The organism is Bacillus sp. FSL K6-2869 (genome assembly GCF_040869405.1).
GTDB lineage: Bacteria > Bacillota > Bacilli > Bacillales > Bacillaceae > Bacillus > Bacillus altitudinis.
This window is the reverse complement of sequence record NZ_CP152035.1, coordinates 518716-541532: the sequence shown is the minus strand read 5'-3', so window position 1 is coordinate 541532 and position 22817 is coordinate 518716. Positions and strand designations below refer to the sequence as shown.

General features: G+C 41.4%; 24 protein-coding genes and 1 riboswitch. Of the genes, 7 read left to right on the top strand and 17 right to left on the bottom strand.

From position 1 onward, the window contains the following. Nucleotides 1–42: 42 nt before the first annotated feature. From MHI58_RS02580 to MHI58_RS02550, 7 genes are all read right to left on the bottom strand, one after another. The gene (locus MHI58_RS02580) at nucleotides 43–1539 is read right to left on the bottom strand and encodes a PH domain-containing protein (protein WP_041507151.1); all 1497 of its coding nucleotides are present in this window, start codon (nucleotides 1537–1539) and stop codon (nucleotides 43–45) included. Beyond that, nucleotides 1529–2008: a PH domain-containing protein gene (locus tag MHI58_RS02575; RefSeq protein ID WP_008346922.1), complete on the bottom strand. Its 480-nt coding sequence runs from the start codon at nucleotides 2006–2008 to the stop codon at nucleotides 1529–1531. The genes MHI58_RS02580 and MHI58_RS02575 overlap by 11 nt, the downstream gene beginning before the upstream one ends. A 110-nt stretch (nucleotides 2009–2118) precedes the next feature. Beyond that, entirely contained in the window at nucleotides 2119–3609 is a 1491-nt protein-coding gene (locus MHI58_RS02570) for a DEAD/DEAH box helicase (RefSeq protein WP_041507152.1), read from the bottom strand. Between the two features lie 166 nt (nucleotides 3610–3775). Continuing rightward, complete coding sequence (locus MHI58_RS02565) at nucleotides 3776–4114, bottom strand: hypothetical protein (protein WP_045035110.1); 339 nt, start codon at nucleotides 4112–4114, stop codon at nucleotides 3776–3778. 127 nt (nucleotides 4115–4241) lie between these two features. Then, a complete protein-coding gene (locus MHI58_RS02560; protein ID WP_045035109.1) occupies nucleotides 4242–4934 on the bottom strand; it encodes a carboxylesterase in 693 nt (230 codons plus the stop codon). A gap of 26 nt (nucleotides 4935–4960) precedes the next feature. Then, nucleotides 4961–6325 (bottom strand): UDP-N-acetylmuramoyl-tripeptide--D-alanyl-D-alanine ligase, encoded by a 1365-nt coding sequence (gene murF, locus MHI58_RS02555; RefSeq protein WP_045035108.1) that lies wholly within the window; start codon nucleotides 6323–6325, stop codon nucleotides 4961–4963. An 81-nt stretch (nucleotides 6326–6406) separates the two neighbouring features. Continuing rightward, a complete protein-coding gene (locus MHI58_RS02550) occupies nucleotides 6407–7489 on the bottom strand; it encodes a D-alanine--D-alanine ligase (protein WP_019744208.1) in 1083 nt (360 codons plus the stop codon). Between the two features lie 184 nt (nucleotides 7490–7673). Here MHI58_RS02550 and MHI58_RS02545 point away from each other — a divergent pair, with 184 nt between their 5' ends. Further along, nucleotides 7674–7994, top strand: coding sequence for a thioredoxin family protein (locus tag MHI58_RS02545; RefSeq protein ID WP_008346934.1), 321 nt, complete (start codon nucleotides 7674–7676; stop codon nucleotides 7992–7994). A 339-nt stretch (nucleotides 7995–8333) separates the two neighbouring features. Further along, nucleotides 8334–8483, top strand: coding sequence for a Fur-regulated basic protein FbpB (fbpB, locus tag MHI58_RS02540; RefSeq protein WP_017366658.1), 150 nt, complete (start codon nucleotides 8334–8336; stop codon nucleotides 8481–8483). Nucleotides 8484–8581: 98 nt separating this feature from the next. Here fbpB and MHI58_RS02535 read toward each other — a convergent pair whose 3' ends face one another. The 8 genes from MHI58_RS02535 to MHI58_RS02500 form a co-directional block, all read right to left on the bottom strand. Then, the gene (locus MHI58_RS02535) at nucleotides 8582–8917 is read right to left on the bottom strand and encodes a hypothetical protein (RefSeq protein ID WP_017366657.1); all 336 of its coding nucleotides are present in this window, start codon (nucleotides 8915–8917) and stop codon (nucleotides 8582–8584) included. A 117-nt stretch (nucleotides 8918–9034) separates the two neighbouring features. Beyond that, nucleotides 9035–9802 (bottom strand): ABC transporter permease, encoded by a 768-nt coding sequence (locus MHI58_RS02530; RefSeq protein ID WP_024720482.1) that lies wholly within the window; start codon nucleotides 9800–9802, stop codon nucleotides 9035–9037. Then, the gene (locus MHI58_RS02525; protein ID WP_041092990.1) at nucleotides 9780–10706 is read right to left on the bottom strand and encodes an ABC transporter ATP-binding protein; all 927 of its coding nucleotides are present in this window, start codon (nucleotides 10704–10706) and stop codon (nucleotides 9780–9782) included. Before MHI58_RS02525 ends, MHI58_RS02530 begins: the two co-directional genes overlap by 23 nt. A gap of 126 nt (nucleotides 10707–10832) precedes the next feature. Beyond that, entirely contained in the window at nucleotides 10833–12074 is a 1242-nt protein-coding gene (locus tag MHI58_RS02520; RefSeq protein WP_025206789.1) for a dicarboxylate/amino acid:cation symporter, read from the bottom strand. 77 nt (nucleotides 12075–12151) lie between these two features. Further along, nucleotides 12152–12286: riboswitch (cyclic di-AMP (ydaO/yuaA leader) on the bottom strand. Nucleotides 12287–12349: 63 nt separating this feature from the next. Then, complete coding sequence (locus MHI58_RS02515) at nucleotides 12350–13372, bottom strand: AI-2E family transporter (protein ID WP_007496515.1); 1023 nt, start codon at nucleotides 13370–13372, stop codon at nucleotides 12350–12352. 209 nt (nucleotides 13373–13581) lie between these two features. Beyond that, a complete protein-coding gene (gene dctP, locus MHI58_RS02510) occupies nucleotides 13582–14850 on the bottom strand; it encodes a C4-dicarboxylate transporter DctP (RefSeq protein WP_007496516.1) in 1269 nt (422 codons plus the stop codon). 124 nt (nucleotides 14851–14974) lie between these two features. Further along, a complete protein-coding gene (locus MHI58_RS02505) occupies nucleotides 14975–15658 on the bottom strand; it encodes a response regulator (protein WP_039166112.1) in 684 nt (227 codons plus the stop codon). Beyond that, nucleotides 15655–17259, bottom strand: a complete 1605-nt coding sequence (locus tag MHI58_RS02500) for a sensor histidine kinase (protein ID WP_162837050.1) — start codon at nucleotides 17257–17259, stop codon at nucleotides 15655–15657. Before MHI58_RS02500 ends, MHI58_RS02505 begins: the two co-directional genes overlap by 4 nt. Nucleotides 17260–17341: 82 nt before the next feature. Between MHI58_RS02500 and MHI58_RS02495 the strand changes: the two genes are divergently transcribed. After that, nucleotides 17342–18439 carry a TRAP transporter substrate-binding protein gene (locus MHI58_RS02495; protein WP_045035106.1) on the top strand — a complete coding sequence of 366 codons (1098 nt, stop codon included), beginning with the start codon at nucleotides 17342–17344 and terminating at the stop codon, nucleotides 18437–18439. A 26-nt stretch (nucleotides 18440–18465) separates the two neighbouring features. Here MHI58_RS02495 and MHI58_RS02490 read toward each other — a convergent pair whose 3' ends face one another. Then, the gene (locus MHI58_RS02490) at nucleotides 18466–19296 is read right to left on the bottom strand and encodes an EcsC family protein (RefSeq protein WP_045035105.1); all 831 of its coding nucleotides are present in this window, start codon (nucleotides 19294–19296) and stop codon (nucleotides 18466–18468) included. 156 nt (nucleotides 19297–19452) lie between these two features. On the opposite strand from MHI58_RS02490, the gene MHI58_RS02485 reads away from it, so the two are divergent. The 4 genes from MHI58_RS02485 (at nucleotide 19453) to MHI58_RS02470 (ending at nucleotide 22220) form a co-directional block, all read left to right on the top strand. After that, nucleotides 19453–19713 (top strand): GlsB/YeaQ/YmgE family stress response membrane protein, encoded by a 261-nt coding sequence (locus MHI58_RS02485; RefSeq protein ID WP_003214275.1) that lies wholly within the window; start codon nucleotides 19453–19455, stop codon nucleotides 19711–19713. A 229-nt stretch (nucleotides 19714–19942) separates the two neighbouring features. Then, nucleotides 19943–21220: an Nramp family divalent metal transporter gene (locus tag MHI58_RS02480; protein ID WP_041507157.1), complete on the top strand. Its 1278-nt coding sequence runs from the start codon at nucleotides 19943–19945 to the stop codon at nucleotides 21218–21220. A 67-nt stretch (nucleotides 21221–21287) separates the two neighbouring features. Next, nucleotides 21288–21857: a GNAT family N-acetyltransferase gene (locus MHI58_RS02475; protein WP_008346964.1), complete on the top strand. Its 570-nt coding sequence runs from the start codon at nucleotides 21288–21290 to the stop codon at nucleotides 21855–21857. Nucleotides 21858–21956: 99 nt separating this feature from the next. Beyond that, nucleotides 21957–22220: a hypothetical protein gene (locus MHI58_RS02470; RefSeq protein ID WP_008346966.1), complete on the top strand. Its 264-nt coding sequence runs from the start codon at nucleotides 21957–21959 to the stop codon at nucleotides 22218–22220. A 40-nt stretch (nucleotides 22221–22260) separates the two neighbouring features. On the opposite strand, the gene MHI58_RS02465 is transcribed toward MHI58_RS02470, so the two are convergent. Beyond that, on the bottom strand, nucleotides 22261–22485 hold the full coding sequence (locus MHI58_RS02465) for a hypothetical protein (RefSeq protein ID WP_024720475.1): 225 nt from the start codon (nucleotides 22483–22485) through the stop codon (nucleotides 22261–22263). Between the last annotated feature and the right edge of the window lie 332 nt (nucleotides 22486–22817).

The following is a 22817-nucleotide window of genomic DNA, read 5'->3' as shown; positions in this document are numbered from 1 at the left end:
TCGATCACTCCGTTTAACGGGAGCTGATCGACATTTTTTGGTTTAAGTTGATTGATTCGTTTCATAGGAATACCAATCGCATACACGTGCAGCGTCTTCCTCTTCAAGGTGATGCACACCAAAGGAATCAAGCAAGGCAGAGGACTTCACAAAGGTGTGAATACTTGCCACCCGCCCTTTCTTTTGAAAATAAGATTGGGTCATCGTATAGTTTTGCATTCGTTTTCTTAAAACAATTCCGGTGGTCTTTCCGATACCTCTTGTCGTTAATTGAATCAGTTGATCTTTGATCACATATCCTGATTGTTTATAGGCTAAATACCCAAAGAACAAGGCAAATGGTAATGGAATCAGCGCCAAATACCCCCATGGTGGAAAACGTACAGAAAGGATTATACCTACAAGTAATGGAACAAATCCGTAAGATATCAGATAACGTTTTAGTGAACGCTTCGGCACTTTTTTCAATTCACTTTCTGGTGCCAGCTGATATTGATCTGTAAATTGAGTTAACAATTCATTGATTTTTTTCTTCCGTATGAGTGGAAATAAGACAGAAGAGGTCTCTTTTTCTGTAATGGAACCTCCTGCGCTGACAAGCATGACCGTCGCAAAACCAAATGGTTCACGAAGAATATTTTCCTTGATTTTCACTGCTTGAATTCTCGCAAGCGGAATGGTCATTTGATGCCTTTCGATGAGTCCTCTTGTGATGATGATGTCTTTCCCTTTTCGTTTTGCGTTAAAATTCGCATATTGAAGGGCTGTTACCCCAACACTAAGAATCCACGCAATCAATACGGCAATAAATATGAGAATCGCATAAATCTCAACACTCGCATGACTTAAAAAAGAAAACCGTTTGAGGAATCCGTCCAAAGGCAGAATTTCATCTATTTGTGTGTAAATGGCGAGACACCCAGAAATAATGACGCCGATTCCGCTTGAAGTGGTCGCAGCCAAAAGCAGCTCTGGTATACCCATTCTGTAGGAAACACTGATTTCTTTTTCTACAGGCTGTTGCGCTGTCAGAGGATCAGGGAAATCTAAATTTTCATCATTCATTTCTTCTTGTTGCAAGCTTTTCTTCCGGTTGAAAATCGATTGCTTTAATTGCTCAGCTTCTGCTTTTGTAATGGCTGTCAGGCTCACTTCAGGTCCATCCGTCCCGCCTGCCGTTTCGATTTGCACCCGAACCAAACCGAAAATCCGCTGGAAGATGCCTTCACTTGTATTCACCGTTTGAATTCGTTCTAATGAGATATACTTTTTCTTTTTGGTGATGACACCTGATTCTACTCGAAATTCATCGTCTTCCATTCGGTAGGTGAATCGTCTCCATGCTAAAACGGTTGAAACAGCTTTCCATAAAAGAAGCACACCAAGAATGATAAACGCATAAAAACGAATACTTGAATTCGAGTTCACAAAAATAAGCACGAAAAAAGGGATAATGAAGTTTTTGATCATGGATACGGCATCTGATATAAAATCAATGAACATCGAGATTGGATGTACACGTTTTGGTTCAGACATCATCTTCCGTCACCCTTGCTAATCGAGATATGTAATCGCGAAGCTCATCTGCCTCTTCTAATTCCAGTGCCGGAATATCATGCACTGTCGCAGCAGTAGAAATTTGAACAGATGCCAACCGGTAGCGCCTTAAAAGCGGCCCTTGGGATGTATCCACATGCTGAACACGTACCATTGGCACAATGACACGTGTGACACGAATCAGTCCGTGCTGTATTTCAATTTCGTTCTCAAATACTTCGTAGCGCCAGATGTGATGGCGGATTTTCGGTATGAGCCAGATTCCGAAGATGACCTGTAAAATCCACAAACCGATGAGGATGGCTCCAATCCAATATGGCCATTGAAAATAATAACTAGCTACAAATACCCCAATGATGATGAATAAGAAAATCAATGAGATAATTCCATTTTGAAGACGCCATACTTTTAATCCATTTAAGCTGATTTGACGTTGCGGCTGTTTTCTCACATTCTTCCCCCATTCTCTTACTTTTCTATCAATATATTACGAAAGAAAGCCTAAAAAGTTTCATTAGGCCTGTTAAAAAAAGCGAACCCTGCAAAGGATTCGCTTTTGAATTAGTTGTTATAAGATTTCTTTTGACGACGATCGTTAGAAGAACGATTGCGGTCATTTGAAGAACGCTTTTTATCACCGTAAGATGAACGGCTTTTTCCGCGATAGCCGCCTCCGCCGCCACCGTCTCTACGTTTTGAAGAGCTGCGGTTGTTACGATTGCGTTTTGAAACCATTGGTGCTTCATCTGTCAAACGAACAGGCGTTGCATCTGGCTCTTTTGTCATCATTTTGATGGCAGCCGCAACCACTGTAACAGAATCATGATCTTCTAATAATTCAGCAGCTGCTGTCATGTAGAAGTTTAAGTTGTTTTCACTGATGATTGTGCGCAGACGATCAATGGTTACTTGTTGTTGTCCTTCGATTGCCTCATCTAGTGTTGGTTCTTTCATACGATCCATTTTACGTTTAGTCGTTTGCTCGATCGCACGAAGCATATCTTTTTCACGTGGTGTGATGAATGTCATCGCCATACCTGTACGTCCAGCACGTCCAGTACGACCAATACGGTGTACATAGCTTTCTGGATCTTGTGGCACGTCAAAGTTATACACGTGTGTTACGCCTGAAATATCAAGTCCACGTGCTGCAACGTCTGTTGCTACAAGCACATCGATTGAACCTTCTTTGAATTTACGAAGCGCAACCATACGTTTCGCTTGAGTCAAGTCACCATGAATTCCTTCAGCTGTATAACCTCTAAGGTTCAGTGCTTCAGTCAATTCGTCAACGCGGCGCTTTGTACGGCCGAAGACAATTGAAAGCTCAGGTGATTGAATGTCAAGAAGACGAGTCAATGTATCAAACTTTTTACGTTCATGGATATCCAAGTAGAACTGCTGGATGTTAGATACAGTCATTTCTTTCGCTTTTACTTTTACGTGTTCTGGGTTTGTCATGAAACGTTCTGCAATACGCTTAATTGGTGCAGGCATTGTCGCAGAGAATAAAAGTGTTTGGTGTTCACTTGGTACATTTGAAAGGATCGATTCAATGTCTTCGATGAAACCCATGTTTAGCATTTCGTCTGCTTCATCAAGCACGACTGTTTCAACATTTTGAAGACGCATTGTACGACGGTTAATGTGATCGAGTAAACGTCCTGGAGTCCCTACGATGATATGAGGATTTTTCTTGAGCGAACGGATTTGGCGACCGATATCTTGTCCACCGTAAATCGGAAGTACGCGCGCACGCTTGTCTTGGCCAATTTTGTATAGCTCTTCAGATACTTGAATCGCTAATTCTCTTGTTGGCGCAATGATAATCGCTTGGATATTTGGAGACGCTGGGTCGATTTTTTCTACAAGAGGAATACCAAACGCTGCAGTTTTTCCTGTTCCTGTTTGTGCTTGTCCAATGACATCTTTATTCTGAAGACCGAGAGGAATTGTTTCCGCTTGAATCGGTGTTGCTTCTTCAAATCCCATGCGGTTAATAGCTTTCATGAGACTTTCGCTTAATTGAAAATCTTGAAACGTTATAGTCAAATTATTCAAACTCCTTCTAATTGCTGTTTCAGTAATCTCGTGAATGATCATTAAAAACTGCCCTTTGTATGAAAGGACAGGTCCATTATATACAAAGCCCGAATTACCCTACATTATATCTTACCATTACACTATTTGTTTTTCAACAAGACAGAAATGGATATATCTACTGCTCGACAATGACCGATTCACCTTCACTTTGATCTCCGTCCATCCATTTCCACTTTTCAAACAGTTGAATTTTTCCGTTATCCAGCTGCTTAGGAGTGGAATGACATGAACCGCTTCTCATGCTGCCATCCTTACTAACATGATGATATCTAAAATGAAGTGCTCCGTCTATATTCACAGTTCCTACAAGCACGCCAGATTGAATACTGCCGCCTTGATATGTGCCCGTTAAAATATTCCCGTCCTGACGATATTGAAATACGGTTCCTTCCGATACTTCCCCATTGCTCGAATTAGACTGCGGGATAAAGGTTTTTCCGTCATATTGAAACAACCGAATCGACCACCTTTTCTTACCTATTGTAACATAGGCCTGTCACTCATTCGACAAAAATGATGCAAATTTTAACAAGTGGGATTCAATTTATATTAGTTTAGCCACATTTTAGCTTTTCTATAGATTAAATTGTTTTTTTTAGAAATTGTTCGACTTTCTCAAACAATTGCTGTGCACAAGGCTCATGACAAACGTGATGTTTACAATCAGGTAAATAGAACATTTCTTTCTGACGGGACGGGATTTTATGATAAATGAATTCTGCACTAGAAGCGGGGACGATCCCATCACTTTCACCTTGAACGATCAAGACAGGTAGATGAAGCTTTTCAAGAGAACCTTTCGTTTGCTTCACCAATTTCATAAATTCTACAGCAGCTGATAGCGGTGTACTCGTCAGCTTATGACGATATCGATCATACAATGGGTTCGTCTCAATCAAACCAGACAAGGATTCCTTCACCATCTGCCTTGTGTCTTGAATCATTTGTTTTGGGTTTACATATTTAGCAGCAGCACTTAACAGAACAAGACGGGCCACTGGATACTTCGCTGCTAAATATGAGGCAATCATCCCGCCCATAGAAAAGCCGACCAAATAAATGGTGTCACATGTTCGGTAAAGGGATAAGAGTTCTAATTCAGCGGTGGCAATCCACTCCTGATAGAGAATACCTTTGAGCTGAAGTTCCTCCCCATGCCCCGGAAGCGTGACAGATTGTACCGTCCAATCTGTCGTCTGCTTTAAATATTCCGCAAGCGGCTCTACTTCATACGGGGCACCAGTAAAACCGTGTATACATAGACAGCCAATCACCCTGTCACCTTCTTTGCCGATCTGATTTATAGTGCAGTAATAACGTCTTCCAATCTCATGCCACGGGAAGCTTTGACCAGAACGACATCGTCAGGTCCTGCCACATCCGTTAGTTTTTTCTTCAGTTCTTCTTTGTCCATATAAGAAGACACGCGGTCGTCTCCAAATGCTTTCTTTGCTCCTTCAGCAATGAATGCGCCAAGACGGCCAAACGTTAAAACATGATCAATAAACTCAGGCTTGATGTACTCCCCTACTTCAAAATGATAGGTCTCTTCTTCACTGCCCATCTCCAGCATATCTCCGAGAACGAGTATGCGGTTAGCAAAGCCGTCCATATCTCCTACAAGATCAATCGCTGCTTTCATCGACGTAGGACTCGCATTATACGCATCGTTGATAACCGTGATGCCCTTATCTGTTTTAAACAGTTCTAAACGCATGCCTGTCAATTTCGTTTGCATCAGCCCTTGGGCAATTTGTCTTTCATTCAGACCGAAATGCTGGCCGATTGCAATAGCTGCAAGAGCATTCTTTACATTGTGTTTCCCTAATACAGGAATGAGAAACCCTTGAGCATATCCCTCCACTTGAAATTCAGTGCCTTCAGCGAGTTGGTGGATGTGAATCACCTTGATATCACAGTCCTCTGATTCTCCAAACGTTTTTACGCTGCGTGCCAGGGCATTTGCTCTTTGGCGGAGTAAAGGCTCGTCTCCTAAATAATAAAAAGTCCCATCCTCTTTTAACCCTTTTGTGATCTCACATTTTGCATCTGCAATGGCTTCTCTTGATCCTAAATCCTGCATATGAGATTCTCCAATATTCGTGATGACAGCTGCATCAGGTTCAGCGAGTTTAGATAAAAATTCGATTTCCCCTTTTGCACTCATGCCCATCTCTAGTACAGCAATCTCGGTTCCTTCTGGCATCGCAAGGATGGTCAGCGGAAGTCCAATGTGATTATTAAAGTTGCCATCCGTTTTGTGGACTCTGTATGTCGTTTGTAGGACAGAATGGATCATATCTTTCGTCGTTGTTTTGCCATTACTTCCAGTAATACCGACAACTCGAGGGTTTTCTTCTTTTAAGTATGATTTTGCAAGCTGTTGGAGTGCTGTCAGAGTATCCTCTACAAGAATGACAGGTACACCGAACGGTGGATTCGCTTCTGTTTGATTCCAAAGAACCGCTGCCGCTCCAAGCTCCACTGCTTTTGAAGCAAAAGTGTGACCGTTAAAATGTTCCCCAATAAGCGGGATAAATAGTGCGCCTTTTGATACTTTTCGTGTATCTGTTGTCACTCCGTGTATCTGTTCTTCGCCAAAAGCTTCATTCGATAATGTGCCACCAGCCATTTGGGCGACTTGTTTCACTGTACGTTTGATCATGTTTTTTCGCCTCTCTTTCTCATTTCACGTTTGAAGGAAAAGAGACACTACCTGTAGGATAGTGTCTGCTTGCTTCTTACATTAAAAAGTGGTTTTAATGGTTTGTTTTTCTTGATGGCGTTCAATTGCAAGTGACACCAGCTTCTCAATCAGCTCAGGATACTCTACACCAGTATGTTTCCAAAGCAGCGGGAACATACTAAAAGGTGTGAACCCTGGCATTGTATTCACTTCATTGATCAGCACTTCGCCTTCTTCTGTTAGGAAGAAATCTGCACGTACGAGGCCAGATCCATCAATGGCTTTAAATGCCTTAATCGCCATATCGTGAATTGTCTTGTACTCTTCCTCTGACACACTCGCAGGAATGATCAAATCTGTATCGCCATCTTCATATTTTGCTTTGTAGTCATAAAAATCTGTTTTAGGTGCAATTTCACCAACGACTGAGCATTTCGGCTCGTCATTTCCTAATACACCAATTTCAATTTCTCGTCCTACAACGCCTTCTTCCACAACAACACGACGATCATATTGGAAAGCCAAATCAAATGCTGTTTGAAGCTCTTCTTTGCTGCGGCATTTACTAATTCCGACACTTGATCCCATGTTGGCAGGTTTCACAAAACAAGGATACCCAAGTACTGCTTCTACCTGTTCTAGACTGTCTGATATGGCTTTCTCATAATCCTTTTTATTGAAGGAAAGATGCTTTGCCTGCGCAAGCCCAGCTTGAGCAAACACATCTTTCATCATGACTTTATCCATACCCGCAGCAGACGCGAGAACGCCGTTACCGACATACGGGATATTCAATAGTTCAAGTAACCCTTGCATGGTCCCATCTTCACCATTTGGCCCATGTAGCAATGGAAAGACAACATCAATCTTTTCATCAGCAGATGCAGGTTGTGGAAACATGCTTTCATTTAAAGAAGTTGGTAAAAACGTCTTTGCATTTTGTTCAAATTGAAGCATTTTGACGTTTGATACTGGTTCAGTGAGTTTTTCTCCTCTTAGCCATTCGCCCTCTTCTGTAATATAAATTGGATGTATATCGAACTTCTCAGTATTAAGTGCTTTCGTAACTGCAAGGGCTGTTTGCAGTGATACATTATGTTCGGCTGACTTTCCGCCGTAAACCAATCCTAAACTTATTTTCAATGGATACTCCCCCCACTAAAATTCATCTTTACTATCTTATCACTTTCAAGCAAAAATGCTCTAATTAATTTTTGTTGTTACGGAATTGAAATGATTTGTAAAGGTTGTAAGCGCCCCCCGAGCATTTGTATGTCATTCGCCTTTATTTTATATTAAAATGACATTGAAAAGGAGTTGTGACAAATTGAAAAAAATTACAAGCACTGAACAATTCAACGAAATCATTCAATCAGACAAAGAGGTCATCGTTAAATTCTTTGCGACATGGTGCCCTGATTGCACTAGAATGGACATGTTCATTCCAGACATCTTAGAGGCTTATGCTCAGAATGAATGGTTTGAAATAAACAAAGACGACTTTCCTGAGTTAGCGGAAACGTATCAGGTCATGGGAATTCCTAGCCTGTTAATTTTCAAAAATGGCGAAAAAACAGGTCATTTACACAGTGCCAACGCTAAATCACCTGAAGAAGTAACAGAGTTTCTTCAAGAACACGTTTCATAACTCATTTGAATGGAGACATCAGCCAACTCATGCTGGTGTCTTTTTTTATATCCTTTTAAATCAAATCTCTTCATAAGACGAGATGTGCGGCTAAAATGTTTCAACATCGACAGGAATGTTTGATCTGATTTCATGACAAGGTTTGACAGCGGATTATTTCCTGGGAAAGAATTCATCGTCGATATGGATGGGAATATGTCGGTTACGTGAATTTTCTGAATTGAATCTTTACTTATGACATTCTGCTTTGTATAATGGAGATGCTAATTGAAAATGATTATCAATTTCATCCGTGTGAAATCTTATAGAGTCCATTCTACCAAAGGAGCGTTGAGTTACATGTCTAAGAAGAAAATCAAAACGTATCAGCAATTGATTGAAGAAAACAAAGAAGCGATCATGCGAGACCCTAAGATGATGGAAAGTATATACGCAACCATCGACAAAAAGCACCAGAAGCAGCTTGCCGCTGCTGGACGTGAATCATAAACACAAGAAGAGCAGTCAAACAGATGGCTGCTTTTTTATTTGCCTGAAGAAAAGAAAAAGCCGATAAAATCTATTCTTCGATTTTATCGGCTTTTGTTTTAATGTGATTTCGCTACACGGTCTTGCTTCATTCCTAAATAGATGAGCATATATGTTAGATAACCCATTGTCATCGTTAAACCACCGAAAAAGAATTGTGAGAACACGGGTTCTTCAAATGTCGTAACGGCAGCAAGAACGATCCAGCTCGCATATAAATAGACCATGAACCATTTCATGTTTCTTTTAAGTGTATACAGAAAGAAAAGACCCGCTAATGAAAAGATCCCTAGCGCTAGTCTGAAATAAACAAGATGATCAAACTGGAAGGCAAAAGACACAAACGAAAACGACAACAGCAACAAAATAGGTAAAGCCGTAATAAAATTTTTCACGATAGTGCCACCTCCATGACTCTGTCTTATTATAAGACAAAACCAGCCGGTTATCGTGAAATACAGACTCGTTTTCACAAAGATGTCACGAATTTTTCTTGTTATTTGACACAATTTTTACACATTTACATCACGCTTCCAAAAAAGGAGCCAAGCAGCACCAACAAAGAAAACGAAATGCGCCCCTACAATGAATAGCGAAAAAAGAGGGCTCATGCCCTGAAAGAGCGGCGGACCTTGAAAACTGTATTGTGTGAAGTCCGTATTAGCGAAAAGTAGAATTTTCCCCCACTGATTTTCTAACAGAGACATGATCGACACTAGTGATTTCGCCGCGTATAAGACGAAAAATGAAGTCACAAGTGCAATCAGACTGTTTCTAAACAAACTTGAGCACAGAAAAGCAAAGCTTGCCATCATGACTACTTCCACCCACTGTGATCCAATCACAGCAAATGTGTGCAGAAATAACCGCCCAGTGCTTTCATCAAAATCAGTACCAAAGAAAATAAGGCCAAAAAGAAAAGCGAACACATAATAAAAAACAAACAGGTAAAGGACCATCAGCACAAGAGTGATGTATTTTGACAAGAAAATATGAAGCCTTGTCTTCGGCCTGATCAACAAGAACTTGATGGTTCTTTTTTGAAACTCTGTTGAGATCAATGTGGCGCCAATCACGACAGCGAACACTTGTAAAATAAACACAACATTCGTGGAATAAGCAAAATAGTTCGCGACTGTATCTTGCCCGCCAAGCCCGGAAATGACTCGTTTCAATGCTAGAGCCATCGTCAATTGAAAGACAACAATCAGTCCAAGTGCAATGAATGTGATCTTTTGTCTCGTGATTTTTTTATGTTCATTCTTGATGAGTTGAAGCATCTGCCGTCCCGCCTTCCGTCCATTTCATAAAGGCCTCTTCAATTGATTGTTTTTGAGGCGTCATTTCAAGTACATCAAATTCTGCTAAGACAAGCTGTTTATTCAGCTCCGGCACACGGTCTTTATTCAGTTGAACCAGTACATGCTGATCCCTTTGTTCATATGTATATCCTTGCGTATCTAGCCATGAAACTGCCTTTTCTACTGGCTGAATATTCATCAGCACCTGCTCTTTTCCTTCCATGTCGCGAAGGTTTGTATTGGCTTTGATCTGTCCTTTTTGGATGATGATCATGCGGTCACAAAGCTCTTCTACTTCATGCAAAAGATGTGTAGCAAATAACACAGAGACACCTTCTTCTTGTACAAGCATTTGCAAGTGCTCTCGAAACTCCTTCATTCCTGCGGGATCAAGCCCATTTGTTGGTTCATCTAAAATGAGCAGATTGGGCTTATGCAAAATGGCTTGTGCAATCCCGAGCCTTTGTTTCATCCCTAGTGAATACGTTTTGACCTTCTGATGAATGGCGTGCTCCAGACGAACTCTTTTTACCACTTCAAAAATGCGCTCTTCTGAAACTCCATCATGCATAGATGCATACAGCTCAAGGTTTTCAAAACCTGTTAAATATGAATAAAATTCCGGATTTTCTATGATCGCCCCAACAGATGACATCGCTTTTAGATGATCATCATCTTGAGAATATCCATTAATGATGATCCGGCCGTTGTTTTTTTTCATCAAGCCAACAATCAATCGAATCAAGGTCGTTTTTCCAGACCCATTCGGTCCAAGTAAACCAACAATTTCTCCTTGCCTAATGTCCATCGAAATATGTTGCAAAATTTGATGCCGGCCAATTTGTTTATCGACGTTCTCTATGTGTAGAACAGCAGACTGCAAAGTGGTTCCTCCTTCTGATGTAAAACCTATGGCGGCAGTTACGGCCGCTCATCCTGTAAAAAGTATATCACGCTAGACAAGCCGTTCCACGAAAAAAAGGGCTGATCCAGTCAGCCCTTCTTGTTGTTACAGTGATAAATTAGGTGTTGGTGCTTCCTTCTCATGTTTCTTCTCGGTTTCAGAAACAATCACCGCACATGCTGCGTCACCTGTAATATTGACCACGGTTCTTGCCATGTCTAATAAGCGGTCTATGCCAAGGATCAGCGCAATGCCCTCAACTGGAAGATTCACGGAATTTAAAACCATGGCTAGCATGATGAGCCCTACCCCTGGGACACCTGCTGTGCCAATACTTGCTAGTACTGCCGTTAAGACAACTGTCAGCATTTGAACAAGGGTTAATTCAACTCCATACACTTGTGCTATAAAAATAGTCGCAACCCCTTGCATGATCGCTGTACCATCCATATTAATGGTCGCACCTAGCGGCTGCACAAAGCTTGAAATAGGTTCTGGCACCTTTAAGCGCTTTTGAGCTGTTTCCATTGATACTGGCAGCACTGCGTTACTGCTTGATGTACTAAATGCCACAACCATCGCTGGAGAAAATCCTTTGAAGAATGCCATTGGATTTCGTTTAGCTAATAGGGCAACGGTTGACCCATAGGTCAGGAAGAAATGCAAGATCAGCGCAATTAAGACGACTGAGAAGTAAAGTCCCATCGCTTTCATGGCATCGAGCCCCTGACTGCCAATTGCCGTTGCGATCAAACCGAATGTCCCGTACGGTGCGAATTTCATCACAACACCGACAAGATACATCATTAATTCATTTCCTTGTTCAAACAGCTTCAGCAAACCTTCTGTTTTTTTACCGAGCAAGGCAATGCCAAGACCTAAAAATACACAGAAGACGATAATTTGAAGCATATTTCCTTCAACTAGAGATTGGACTGGATTGGTTGGAATAATATTGAGTAGTGTGTCTGCCATTGATGGGGCTTCCTCAGCGGAATATTCTGCCGCTTTCGTATCAAAATTGCCAAATGCGCCTGGCTTAATAAGTAAGGCCAATGAAATGCCAATAATGATGGCAAAAGTCGTAGTGAGTAGAAAGTAAGTAATGGTTTTTACGCCGATCCTGCCAAGTTTTTTCGGATCGCCAAGGCCTGCTACACCAAGTGTGATCGAAAAGAAGACAATCGGTACAACTAACATTTTAATCAGGTTTAAGAAGATTTGACCTAGAGGTGTAAATAGATAAGGGTCTAACACTTTGAATACATTTGGAGCAAAAATGTTGAGCAGTAGTCCTGTGATTGCACCTACAATTAAAGCAATAATAATTTTCGTCGCAAGCTTCAATAAAATCTCCCCTTCCTCGTCAAAAAGGCCCACGAGAGAGTCTTCTCGTGGGCCTGCGTGTCCATACGTGTACCACTGTCTACTCTCTTCACGCTGATGAGGTTAGCTGACGGGTTAGGACGAAGAGATGTCCTTTTTTCTTAAAATAAGAAAAATTCACCCCAAAAACTTGGGTCCCCCATTCCTTTAGAAGGATTAAGCGTGTGGTAATATGATATTTTCATACTATTTATACCTTATTTTTAGAAAATTGTAAACAGGTTCATATGAACTTTTTAATTACTTTCTTCCTTATTCGTGACCTCCAAGATATCTAAGATAAACACAAAGATTGGGATGCCGATAATCAGTCCCCAAATGCCAATATAGTGTTCAGAAAAGATCAGGACAATAAACGTGAAGAAAATAGGGAGCTCTGTTTTAGCTGACATGAGCTTCGGATTTAAGAAGTAGGCTTCAATGGCATGGATGATCACAATCACCAGCACAATATATAGGACGTACATTCCGCCTCCAAGTGTATACGCAATGATGCTGAGTGGAACAAGGGAGATGACCACACCCGCTACCGGAATTAAACCTAACAAGAAGACCATGACTGCTAATCCAAATAATTGCGGGAAGCCCATAATGCCAAGCGCAATTGTCGTTAAGACACAGTTAACTGTTGCAATGATGAACTGTGCTTCAAGTACCTTACCAAATGTTCTGGAAAACTTACGTCCAAAGAAGGCAATTTCATGATAGAACACAGAGATTTTACTCGTTTTGAACTTATTCATGAATTGAATGAGGCGTTCCTTTTCGAACAGGAAGAACATGCTTAATATTAAGGACATAATGACCTGGATACTGAACGTGCTGAAATCTGTTAAGTATGTATAGAGGAAATTAAACCCTTTCTCGAAGAAAGAAGATATTTTGAAATCTCCGAACACATTGGTGACGACGTCAAAGAAGGGTAAATCTTGTGGATGATCTGCAATCTTTTTCCCTAAATGAAATAACTGTTCCACCTGTTTAGCAATGATGGGCACAAACACAAAGCCGCCAAACGTCAATCCACCAGCTAGAAGGATGTACAAAATGGTGATGACTGATTTCTGTCCTATTTTCAGGAAGCGATTTAAAAAGCCTCTTATGACCTCTTCTAACCGGTTCATTAAAAAAGTGAAAATGAAGGTCAGGAGGATTAAATTCATCATTCCTCTTAATAGATATAATGCTGTGGCTAATACTACAAATACTGAAAACCTCTTGACACCAGGTTTTTCGAACAATTTAAAAAATGCCGCCATACGTTACACACCTGCCAGGACTAAAGTCTATTTTTCGTTGGATCTCATATTCATTATATCGGATCTTTCTGTAAATTATATAACAAAAGGTCAATGAGGTCTTACGATTCGTCCTAAATTAATCAAGCTTTTATGTTTTTTCTTTTTTTACACAAGAAAAAACCGAACCCCATGTAGACATAAGGTTTCGGTTTTTGGTTGTTTTTATACTAAACAGCCTGCTTGATATTTCGCATTTCCTGAAGCGCTGTTTTACTCTTCGCTTCGTCAAATTCCCCTTCACTTTTCGCTACAACAATTGTAGCAATTCCATTTCCAATCAGGTTCGTAATCGCTCTTCCTTCACTCATGAAACGGTCGACCCCTAATAGCAGTGCAAGACCTTCTAGCGGGATAACCTGAAGTGCAGCAAGTGTAGAAGCTAGCACGATAAATCCGCTTCCTGTGACTCCAGCTGCTCCCTTTGATGTGAGCATCAGAACAAGGATAATCGTGATTTGCTGTCCGATGGATAGGTCCACCCCAAACACTTGTGCTAAGAAGACCACGGCCATGGACAAGTAGATTGAGGTTCCATCTAAGTTAAAGGAATAGCCTGTCGGAATGACAAGTCCAACGACCGACTTAGAGCACCCGTAGCGTTCCATTTTATCCATCATTCTTGGCAAGACAGATTCTGACGAACTTGTGCCAAGAACAATTAAAATTTCATCTTTGATAAAACGGAGATAACCGAACAGGCTGAAGCCATACATTTTACAAATGATGTTCAGCACGACGAAAATAAACAGGAACATCGTCATATAAACGGAAAGCATCAGACTAGCTAGTGGTTTAATTGAAGCTAAACCGAAGTGTCCGATTGTATAAGCCATTGCTCCAAATGCCCCTAATGGCGCGGCACGCATGATGTAACCAATGATTTTAAAGAAGACAAGCGACAGTTTATCAAGCCATTCGATGATGCCTTTCCCCTTCTCGCCAAGTGCAGCGAGTGCAACACCGAATAAAATAGAGAAGAATAAGACCTGTAAAATATCTCCCTTTGCAAAGGCATCTACCATGTTAGATGGCACAATGTGTGTGACAAACTCCATCCAGTCGATACCCTGTCCCCCATTTTGGGTATATTGCGAGACATCCCCTTTTTCAAGCTTACTATAGTCAAGACCTGCTCCCGGCTTCATGATATTGACCACAAACAGTCCGATGACAAGCGCAAGCGTCGTCACAACTTCAAAATAGATAAAAGCTTTTCCCCCAACTTTTCCAACCTTTTTCATGTCCCCCATCTTGGCAATTCCAAGAACAATGGTTAAGAAAATAATGGGTGCAATGACCATTTTCACTGCATTAATAAATGTGTCACCAAGCGGCTTCATTTCTTTCCCGACGTTTGGCCAAACCATCCCAACAATGATCCCGATAATGACAGCTGCAATGACCTGAAATGTCAGGTTCTTCAATAGCCTCTTCATAAAAAATCAACTCCCTCACCCTTTGATGTAAACGCTTAACTGTTATCTGTAGGTAAATGATAGCGATTTCATCAAAGGCTGTGAAGCTTATGGACATATCGTACATTTTGGTCTTTTTGGTCTCTTAGTCAGAATGTACGATATATTTATTCACAGGGCGTCCGACCCCGCCATATTGCATATCTAATTTCAGCTCGCCTTCTTTTACAAGGAAGTCTAAATAACGGCGTGCCGTGACACGTGCAATCCCAAGTGCATTGGCGACTTCCTCTGCAGACTGTGCTCCTTCTTGCAGACGCATATAGGCTTTAATTTCATTCATCGTATGCACATTCAGCCCCTTAGGAAGCCATGTCTCTTCCTGCTTAACCGCAGGCTTTCGTATGATATCATCGAGCATCTCTTGAGAAAATTCTGCTGCGGTACGAATTTTTGATTTGAACGCTTTATAGCTTTCAAGAGATTCTTTCATCCGTTCAAACTTAAATGGCTTAATGATATAATCTCGGGCACCATTTTGAAGCATGGTGCCGATCGTCTCTTTGTCCTTTGCTGCCGAAATAACAATCACATCCACCTGCATCTTTTGCTTTCTGATGTCTTGCAGTGTTTTGACGCCATCTTTTTTAGGCATATACACATCGAGCACCACAAGATCTGGGCGAATGTCTTTGATCAGCTGGATGCCCTGCTCGCCATTTCCTGCTACAGCCGCAACTTGAAAGCCAGGGACACTCTTAATGAACTCTTTATTGACTTCTTGCACCATCGGGTCATCTTCAATTAATAGCACCTTAATCTGAGTCATCTGTCTCTCTCCTCTATTGTCATTGGGAATTCGATTGAGAAGGTGGTACCAATGCCGATGCTTGATGTGACTTCTACATTTCCCATTCCTTTGTCGATAATCGTTTTTACAATATACAGTCCGTAGCCTGTTCCGCCTTCTTTACCGTGAGTAAAGCCTTTGTCGAAAATATGAGGAATCATGTCCTCTTCTATTCCAGATCCATAATCTTCAATTAAGATCGCGAGAACATCCTCTGTTTGATCAATACTAATAGAAATGAGTTTTGTGTCTCTTTCTACAGTATCATACGCGGCAAAGGCGTTCTCGATCAGGTTGCCAAGTAGCTTCGTCATATCATGCTGATCCAGCCGCTCTGGGAAATCGCGCAGACTGCTATTTTCATCTACTTCAACCTTGATTCCAAGCTCCTTGCCCCTTCTTATCTTGCTCATCAATAAACCAGCAACTGCGTCATGCTGTATCACACGGTGGAGAAAGTCCGTCACATGCTCCTGTTCTTCGGTCGTTTGAAACGCTAAATCGAGTGCTTGATCGGCTTTCCCCAGCTGAATTAATCCCGCAATTGTATGAAGCTTATTCATATGTTCATGATTTTGCACCCGCAGGCCATCAACGAAGTTCTTCACCCCGGTTAATTCCTCCGCCAATTTGGCTGCCTCTGTCCGGTCCTGAAAAATCGCAACCGCTCCGATGATTTTCTTTTTCATCACAATCGGAATTCGGCTGCTCATGATCCGCTTTCCGCTCATATGAATTTCTTCATTGTAGACGGGTTCTGCGCGGTCAATGATTTCTGGAAGCCTTGTATCTGATAGCACATCCCAAATATTTCGGCCCACTACATCACCTGTCACGCTGAAAATTTGCTTTGCTTTTTCATTAAAAATGGTGATCATGTGCTGGTTATCAATGGCAATGACCCCTTCATTAATGGAATGAAAGGTAGCAGTGCGTTCCTCTAGCATTCTGACAATCTCATGTGGCTCCAGCTTAAACATTTGCTGTTTAATATGACGGGCGAGCAAAAATGAACCGACAAGCCCGAAGCTGAGCGTCAGCAAAAGGATCATGAGGATATCCTGCTTCATTTCTCCTAATATATCTGCCATACTCGGCAATGTTCTTCCGACTAGTACAACCCCTGTTTGGTTAAATTTTTCATCTTTTACTGGATAAAAGGCTCTAATGGCTGTGCCAAGCTCTCCCTGTGCTTCTGAGAAATAGATATGCTCTGCAAAAGCAGGTTCTTCATCTGTCCCCTCAGAGCGCTGGCCTATCCTTGTTTTTACTGGATGTGTCAATCGCACGTGATCCATATCCATGACAACAATGTAGTCAGCATCTTGGATAATCCGAATCTCTTCAATGGCATGCTGCAACCGAGCACGCTCCTTTGTCTGATCATCCAATGCCTGCTTTACCTCATTCATCTCAGCCACTGTTCTTGCCGTGTTCATGAGCCTTTTTCGAAGTTCTCGTTCCTCTGTTTGCTGAATTCCCCCGACCAGAACAATTCCTCCGATTAAAAGGGCAAAAATGACAACGAAATATGTGAGGATGGTGAGTTTCCATCTAATAGATAATTGTTGTAATTTCAGTCGATTTCTCATCATTTTTTCACCTGTATCTTTACGAATTCTTCCTCTGTCAAGTATCCTTGACATAAGGGGGATCTGACGCATGAAGAATTTACTCGCCTATACGCTATTGCTCATCATCGGTTTTGTAACCGCTTTATACTTTGGCTTTTATCATATGATGCCTAAATCAGCGACGACCTTCGACGATGAACAGACTGGGCTGAAGGATCAGCTTGTGTTCAAATTCAGCCATGTTGTCGCAGATAATACCCCAAAAGGGCTGGCTGCAAAGAAATTTGCTGAGCTTGTTCATGAAAAATCCGACGGCAGGATCAGCATTCAAATCTTTTCAAACGGGAGTCTTTATTCTGATATTGAAGAAATTAATGCACTAAAAGAGAATCAAGTTCAATTTATTGCTCCGTCTACGTCAAAGCTCGGCATGCTGTCCCCTGAATGGCTGGCACTTGATCTGCCCTTTGCCTTTTCTAACTACGATGCTGTCCAAGAAGGGTTACATGGTGCGATTGGACAGAGACTGTTCGGCACACTGCAAAAAGACGGACTAAAAGGAATGGCCTACTGGACAAATGGCTTTAAGCAAATCACTTCGAATAAAGGCCCAATCAAGCAGCCTAGTGATTTAAAAAAGCAATCTCTCCGTATTATGCAAAGTGACATGATTGAAAAGCAATTCAAGCTTCTTGGCGCAAAACCCTATCAGGAATCGTTTAATTCAACATTTCAGCTGCTAGAAACAAAAAAAGTAGACGGTGAAGAAAATACAATTTCAAATATTTATTCAAAAAAATTCTATCATATACAAGACTATATGACGATCAGTAATCACGGATATTTAGGGTATGTCGTCTTAACAGATCAATCCTTTTTTGATCGTCAAACACCTGAGACGAAGCGAATTTTACTCGAAGCGATGGAAGAAACAACGGCATGGAACGAAAAACATGCAGAACAGATGAATAAGGATCAGCTGGAGGATATTAAACGCGAATCTCCAATTGCCATACACGAATTAACACCAGCAGAGCGGCAAAAATGGATGAAGGCGCTCGATCCTTTATATGATGAAGCAGAAAGGATCATCGGTTCCACCTTGATCAAACAAATCCGCGAGCTCCGGGCACGCTATGAATATTCTCCGATTCAAACGTTTGAAGAAGATACTGAGACCAAATAAAAAATCCCTTTTAGAGAGGGATTTTTTTATGCGCCGGAGTCACGCTGTTCTTGCTGAGCGAGCTCCTCTAATCTTGTTAATATTCTGCGCTTTCGATATTGCATGATGCCTGTTTCGGCAATTCCTTTTAACTGTGAGCGGTTGGACGCTGCACCAAACAAAATCCCCGCAATTGGGACAAGTTGAAACAGCTTCTTCCAGCCAAACGAATCACGGTAGTTATATACGACCTCACGCCATCCTTGAATTTGAGAGATCATGTTTTCGTGCTTCCCTTCTGATGCATGATAGCTCTTCAGCTCTTTTAATATTGATTTTTTCCCAACAACGTCAGCAGAATTCAGCTGTAAACATTTAATGATAAAGACTCGTTCTTCTTTATTTTTCGGATCATAGCCATAGGTGACGGCGATATCCTGTAATGTTTTTAAAGAGAGACCGAGGACAGCCGGAATATCTGCCGCTAATGTAAACATACCTCCGACACCTGTTGTCGCACCTTGTACAGTGGCGAGGTTTGTTCGATTTTTCCCCATCTGATCACTAATGGCATCCATGATCTCAATCGGAGCCGCCTCAATATCTTCAATACGCTGAATCGATTCATCAGCACATTTCTTTTGAAATTGATGAATAATGCCTTTCTCTGACGTCAAATAGACACCGCCTGATTGAATGTAGTGCCCCATCTCATCTAATAACACACCGATTTTCTTTTGAATAAAGGCAGGGGTCAGCTTGTCCAGCATTTGAAATGGAAGCCGGCTAAGTTTCTCCCAAAACCATACCTTTTGCTGGTCTTTCTCCCATTTTTCAATCTCTTTTAATTGTGCTTTTAGCCACTCTCTTTCCTCCATGCCATTTGCCTCCTTAGATGCCGTTCAAGTATATGTCTGTTATTATACACAATCCTTGTCCATCATACGTATCGAACATTGAAGCGGTTCCGAAAGGTTTTAATCTCTTTTAAAACGGTTATTGCTTAGTAAACAAACAAAAGAGGAGTGATCAACATGTTAGGATTTCTGATTTCATTAGTTGTGGCGATTGTCATTGGTCTCATTGGGAGTGCACTCGCTGGAGGCAGTGTACCAGGAGGCTGGATCGGTTCAATGATTGCTGGGCTTGCAGGTGCTTGGATTGGTCATGGATTACTTGGAACGTGGGGTCCTAGTCTGGCAGGATTTGCGATCATTCCAGCGATCTTAGGAGCAGCCATTTTCGTCATTATTTTAAGCTTGATCTTCCGCAGCGTTGGATCAAGGGTTTCTTAAAAAACGATACAAAAGAAGAGGAAGCAGAGGATGCACCGCCTAAGATAAGAGGCGGTGTTTTTTATGTGTTGATTGACAAGGTATCTATTTTTTTCCCTTACATATGATAAACAAACCTATTAGTTCAGATAGTTGACTTTTCATGAAGATGGGCATATGATGATTAAAAATTGCATCGAGGAAACTTTTTGTGCCAAAGCAAAACTTTGTAGAATCTAGGTGATGACATATGACAAACAAATACATCGAGGCACAGGCCCACATGTCAGTGGCAGCGGAGCGTGCACTTGAAGGAAAGGTGAAGGGATTTAGAAGGCTCCTTCCTTTTCTCGGGCCTGCTTTTATCGCCGCCATTGCCTATATTGATCCAGGAAACTTTGCGACCAACATTGCAGCTGGCTCGAAATATGGCTACCTTCTGTTATGGGTCATTCTCATATCCAATCTCATGGCCTTACTCATCCAGTCTTTGTCTGCAAAGCTTGGAATCGCAACAGGGAAAAATTTACCTGAAATTGCTCGAGAAGAGTTTCCAAAACCAGTCTCGATCGGTTTATGGATTCAGGGTGAACTCGTCATTATCGCCACAGATTTAGCCGAATTTATCGGGGCTGCCCTTGGTTTATACTTACTCTTTCGTATCCCGCTGCTTGAAGCATCGATTATTGCAGCGATCGGTTCTTTTGCCATTTTAGAGCTCCAAAGACGAGGTTATCGAGCGTTAGAAGCAGGAATTACCGGCATGCTGTTTGTTGTCGTGATTGCTTTCGCTGTACAAACCTTTGTCGCCAAACCTGATCTTGCAAGTGTCGCCGGTGGACTGTTCATTCCAAGGTTTGAAGGGACAGACAGCGTACTGCTTGCCGCTGGTATTTTAGGCGCTACGGTGATGCCGCATGCGATCTATCTCCATTCAGCCTTAACGCAAAGAAGAGTCGTCGGCAGAACGGAAAAAGAGAAAAAGCTGATTTTTCGTTTTGAGTTTTTAGACATCCTCATTGCGATGGTAGTTGCTGGCGCCATCAATGCCAGCATGTTGATTGTAGCAGCTGCTTTATTTTTTAAAAATGGTCTTTTTGTTGAGGATTTAGATGTAGCATTTCAGCATTTTGGAACTCTCGCAGGTCCTGTATCAGCGATCTTATTTGGTGTAGGTCTGCTTGTAGCCGGGCTTTCCAGTTCTTCTGTCGGTACACTGTCAGGCGATATTATTATGCAAGGTTTTATTCAGTACCGAATCCCGCTGTATGTCCGCCGGCTGATTACCATCATTCCACCTATTGCGATCATTGCATCTGGAGTCAATCCGACATCTGCGCTTGTGATGAGTCAAGTGGTCTTATCCTTTGGAATTGCGTTTGCTTTAATTCCGCTCATTTTGTTTACAAGTAAAAAACGAATTATGGGCGATTTGACGAATGCTCGCTGGGTAACCGGAATATCTTGGGTGATAGCAGCTCTTGTTGTCGCACTTAATGTGTTTTTAATTGTGGATACGTTTATGTAAAAGACAGTGATTAGGCTGTCTTTTATATCGGGTTGTGGTAGAATTTCCCTTGAGAGGATGTGATCACATGTTTTTTTATCAGGATCAAGATCTATCCATGCGGCTGCTTGAACCAAGAGACGCGAGAAGTCTGTATCTGCTCATCCAACGCTCAAGAGAGCACTTACGTGAATGGATGCTATGGGTCGATTCGACGCAGACAGAAGAAGACAGCATGGCGTTTATTCAAGGTGCCATGCAGCAAGCTTTGCAAAACAATGGTTTTCAGGCTGGAATCTGGTCACATGGAGAACTCGTTGGTATCATTGGCACCCACCAAATTCATTGGATTAATCGGACGGTTTCCATTGGCTATTGGCTCGGGGAAGGCTATCAAGGAAAAGGCATCATGACAAAAGCATGCAAAGCGGTCATTCACTATTTATTTGAAGAGTGCGGTCTGCATCGCATTGAAATAAGGGCCGCTGTTGATAATCAAAAAAGCAGACGCATCGCAGAGCGTTTATCTTTTTCACTTGAAGGCATATTAAGACAATGTGAATGGCTAGGCGACCACTTTGCCGATCACTGTGTGTACGCACTTTTACAGCCTGAATATATGAAACAAAAAACGAATTCGATCAATCAGCCCACTTAATTGTGTCGATTGCATGAACTATTTTACAAAGTGAAGCTTTGTAGTATCCGTTGTGATTGGCATCTGATAAAATAGAAGGAAAAAATCGAGGTATGATGTATGTCTCTTATTATTTTATTTTACTTATGGATTGTCCCTTTATTATTTGGCATTTTCTTCTCATTCCTAACAAAGAAAGCCACATATAAACGCCGCTTTGTCCCATCATATAGCATGGCAGGACTCAGCATCGTGTTTCTCATTCTGGCACTCGTCTTTTCAGCCAGTCATTTTCTATTCATTTGCGGTATGTTCCTATTCGCCACTACACTTGTCGGCACAGGCATCCCGTTATTTTTAGCCTTTACCAAAACACCTTCATAAACAAAACCACCTTTTCGCGATGGAAAGGTGGTTTCTTTTTTTACTGCTGAGGCATTCGATAGGTCATTGTACCATTTGGGTTTTTTTCAATTACTTTCACAATGTCTTGAAGGATCTCTGATGCTCGATCGCTTGAGTCATACTTGCCGAGCGTCTTGACCCAAGAATCACTGCCTGCGATAAACCCTTCAATCTTTTTACCGGTTACTGTGACTTCGTGAACATTAACGAAACTTTGTTCGTTTTGTGTGAAAATCCATAGCATGGTTTATTTCCCCTTTTTTTGTGGTGATTGGGTTAGTTTAACATATGATTCCCAATTATGTGTGGGGTGATTTGGTATGAAAGTGAATTTACAGTTTAAAAAACCTTGATTTTATCAGAAAAATCAAGGTGAAATTTTCTATCTATGATAATCGTAATTCCTTCTACGAGTTCACCCATATTTTTATTTTCAAATTTCTCGGATATGATACTTATTTTATTGTCAATCTATGTTTTCACCGTTTCTTTCAAAATTTTATAAAATGATCCTATATATAACATTCCACGTAGAATTCAATCACCAAAGGACTTCTGCAATTGCATGAAAATCCC

Coding starts and splice junctions, on each gene's coding strand:
- murF (WP_045035108.1), bottom strand. CDS start 6,325: ATGATCAAACGTACAGTGAAACAAGTCGCCCAAATGGCTGGTGGCACA.
- MHI58_RS02505 (WP_039166112.1), bottom strand. CDS start 15,658: ATGACTCAGATTAAGGTGCTATTAATTGAAGATGACCCGATGGTGCAA.
- MHI58_RS02580 (WP_041507151.1), bottom strand. CDS start 1,539: ATGATGTCTGAACCAAAACGTGTACATCCAATCTCGATGTTCATTGAT.
- MHI58_RS02515 (WP_007496515.1), bottom strand. CDS start 13,372: ATGGCGGCATTTTTTAAATTGTTCGAAAAACCTGGTGTCAAGAGGTTT.
- MHI58_RS02465 (WP_024720475.1), bottom strand. CDS start 22,485: ATGCTATGGATTTTCACACAAAACGAACAAAGTTTCGTTAATGTTCAC.
- MHI58_RS02490 (WP_045035105.1), bottom strand. CDS start 19,296: ATGGAGGAAAGAGAGTGGCTAAAAGCACAATTAAAAGAGATTGAAAAA.
- MHI58_RS02495 (WP_045035106.1), top strand. CDS start 17,342: ATGAAGAATTTACTCGCCTATACGCTATTGCTCATCATCGGTTTTGTA.
- MHI58_RS02480 (WP_041507157.1), top strand. CDS start 19,943: ATGACAAACAAATACATCGAGGCACAGGCCCACATGTCAGTGGCAGCG.
- dctP (WP_007496516.1), bottom strand. CDS start 14,850: ATGAAGAGGCTATTGAAGAACCTGACATTTCAGGTCATTGCAGCTGTC.
- MHI58_RS02530 (WP_024720482.1), bottom strand. CDS start 9,802: ATGCTTCAACTCATCAAGAATGAACATAAAAAAATCACGAGACAAAAG.
- MHI58_RS02470 (WP_008346966.1), top strand. CDS start 21,957: ATGTCTCTTATTATTTTATTTTACTTATGGATTGTCCCTTTATTATTT.
- MHI58_RS02485 (WP_003214275.1), top strand. CDS start 19,453: ATGTTAGGATTTCTGATTTCATTAGTTGTGGCGATTGTCATTGGTCTC.
- MHI58_RS02475 (WP_008346964.1), top strand. CDS start 21,288: ATGTTTTTTTATCAGGATCAAGATCTATCCATGCGGCTGCTTGAACCA.
- fbpB (WP_017366658.1), top strand. CDS start 8,334: ATGTCTAAGAAGAAAATCAAAACGTATCAGCAATTGATTGAAGAAAAC.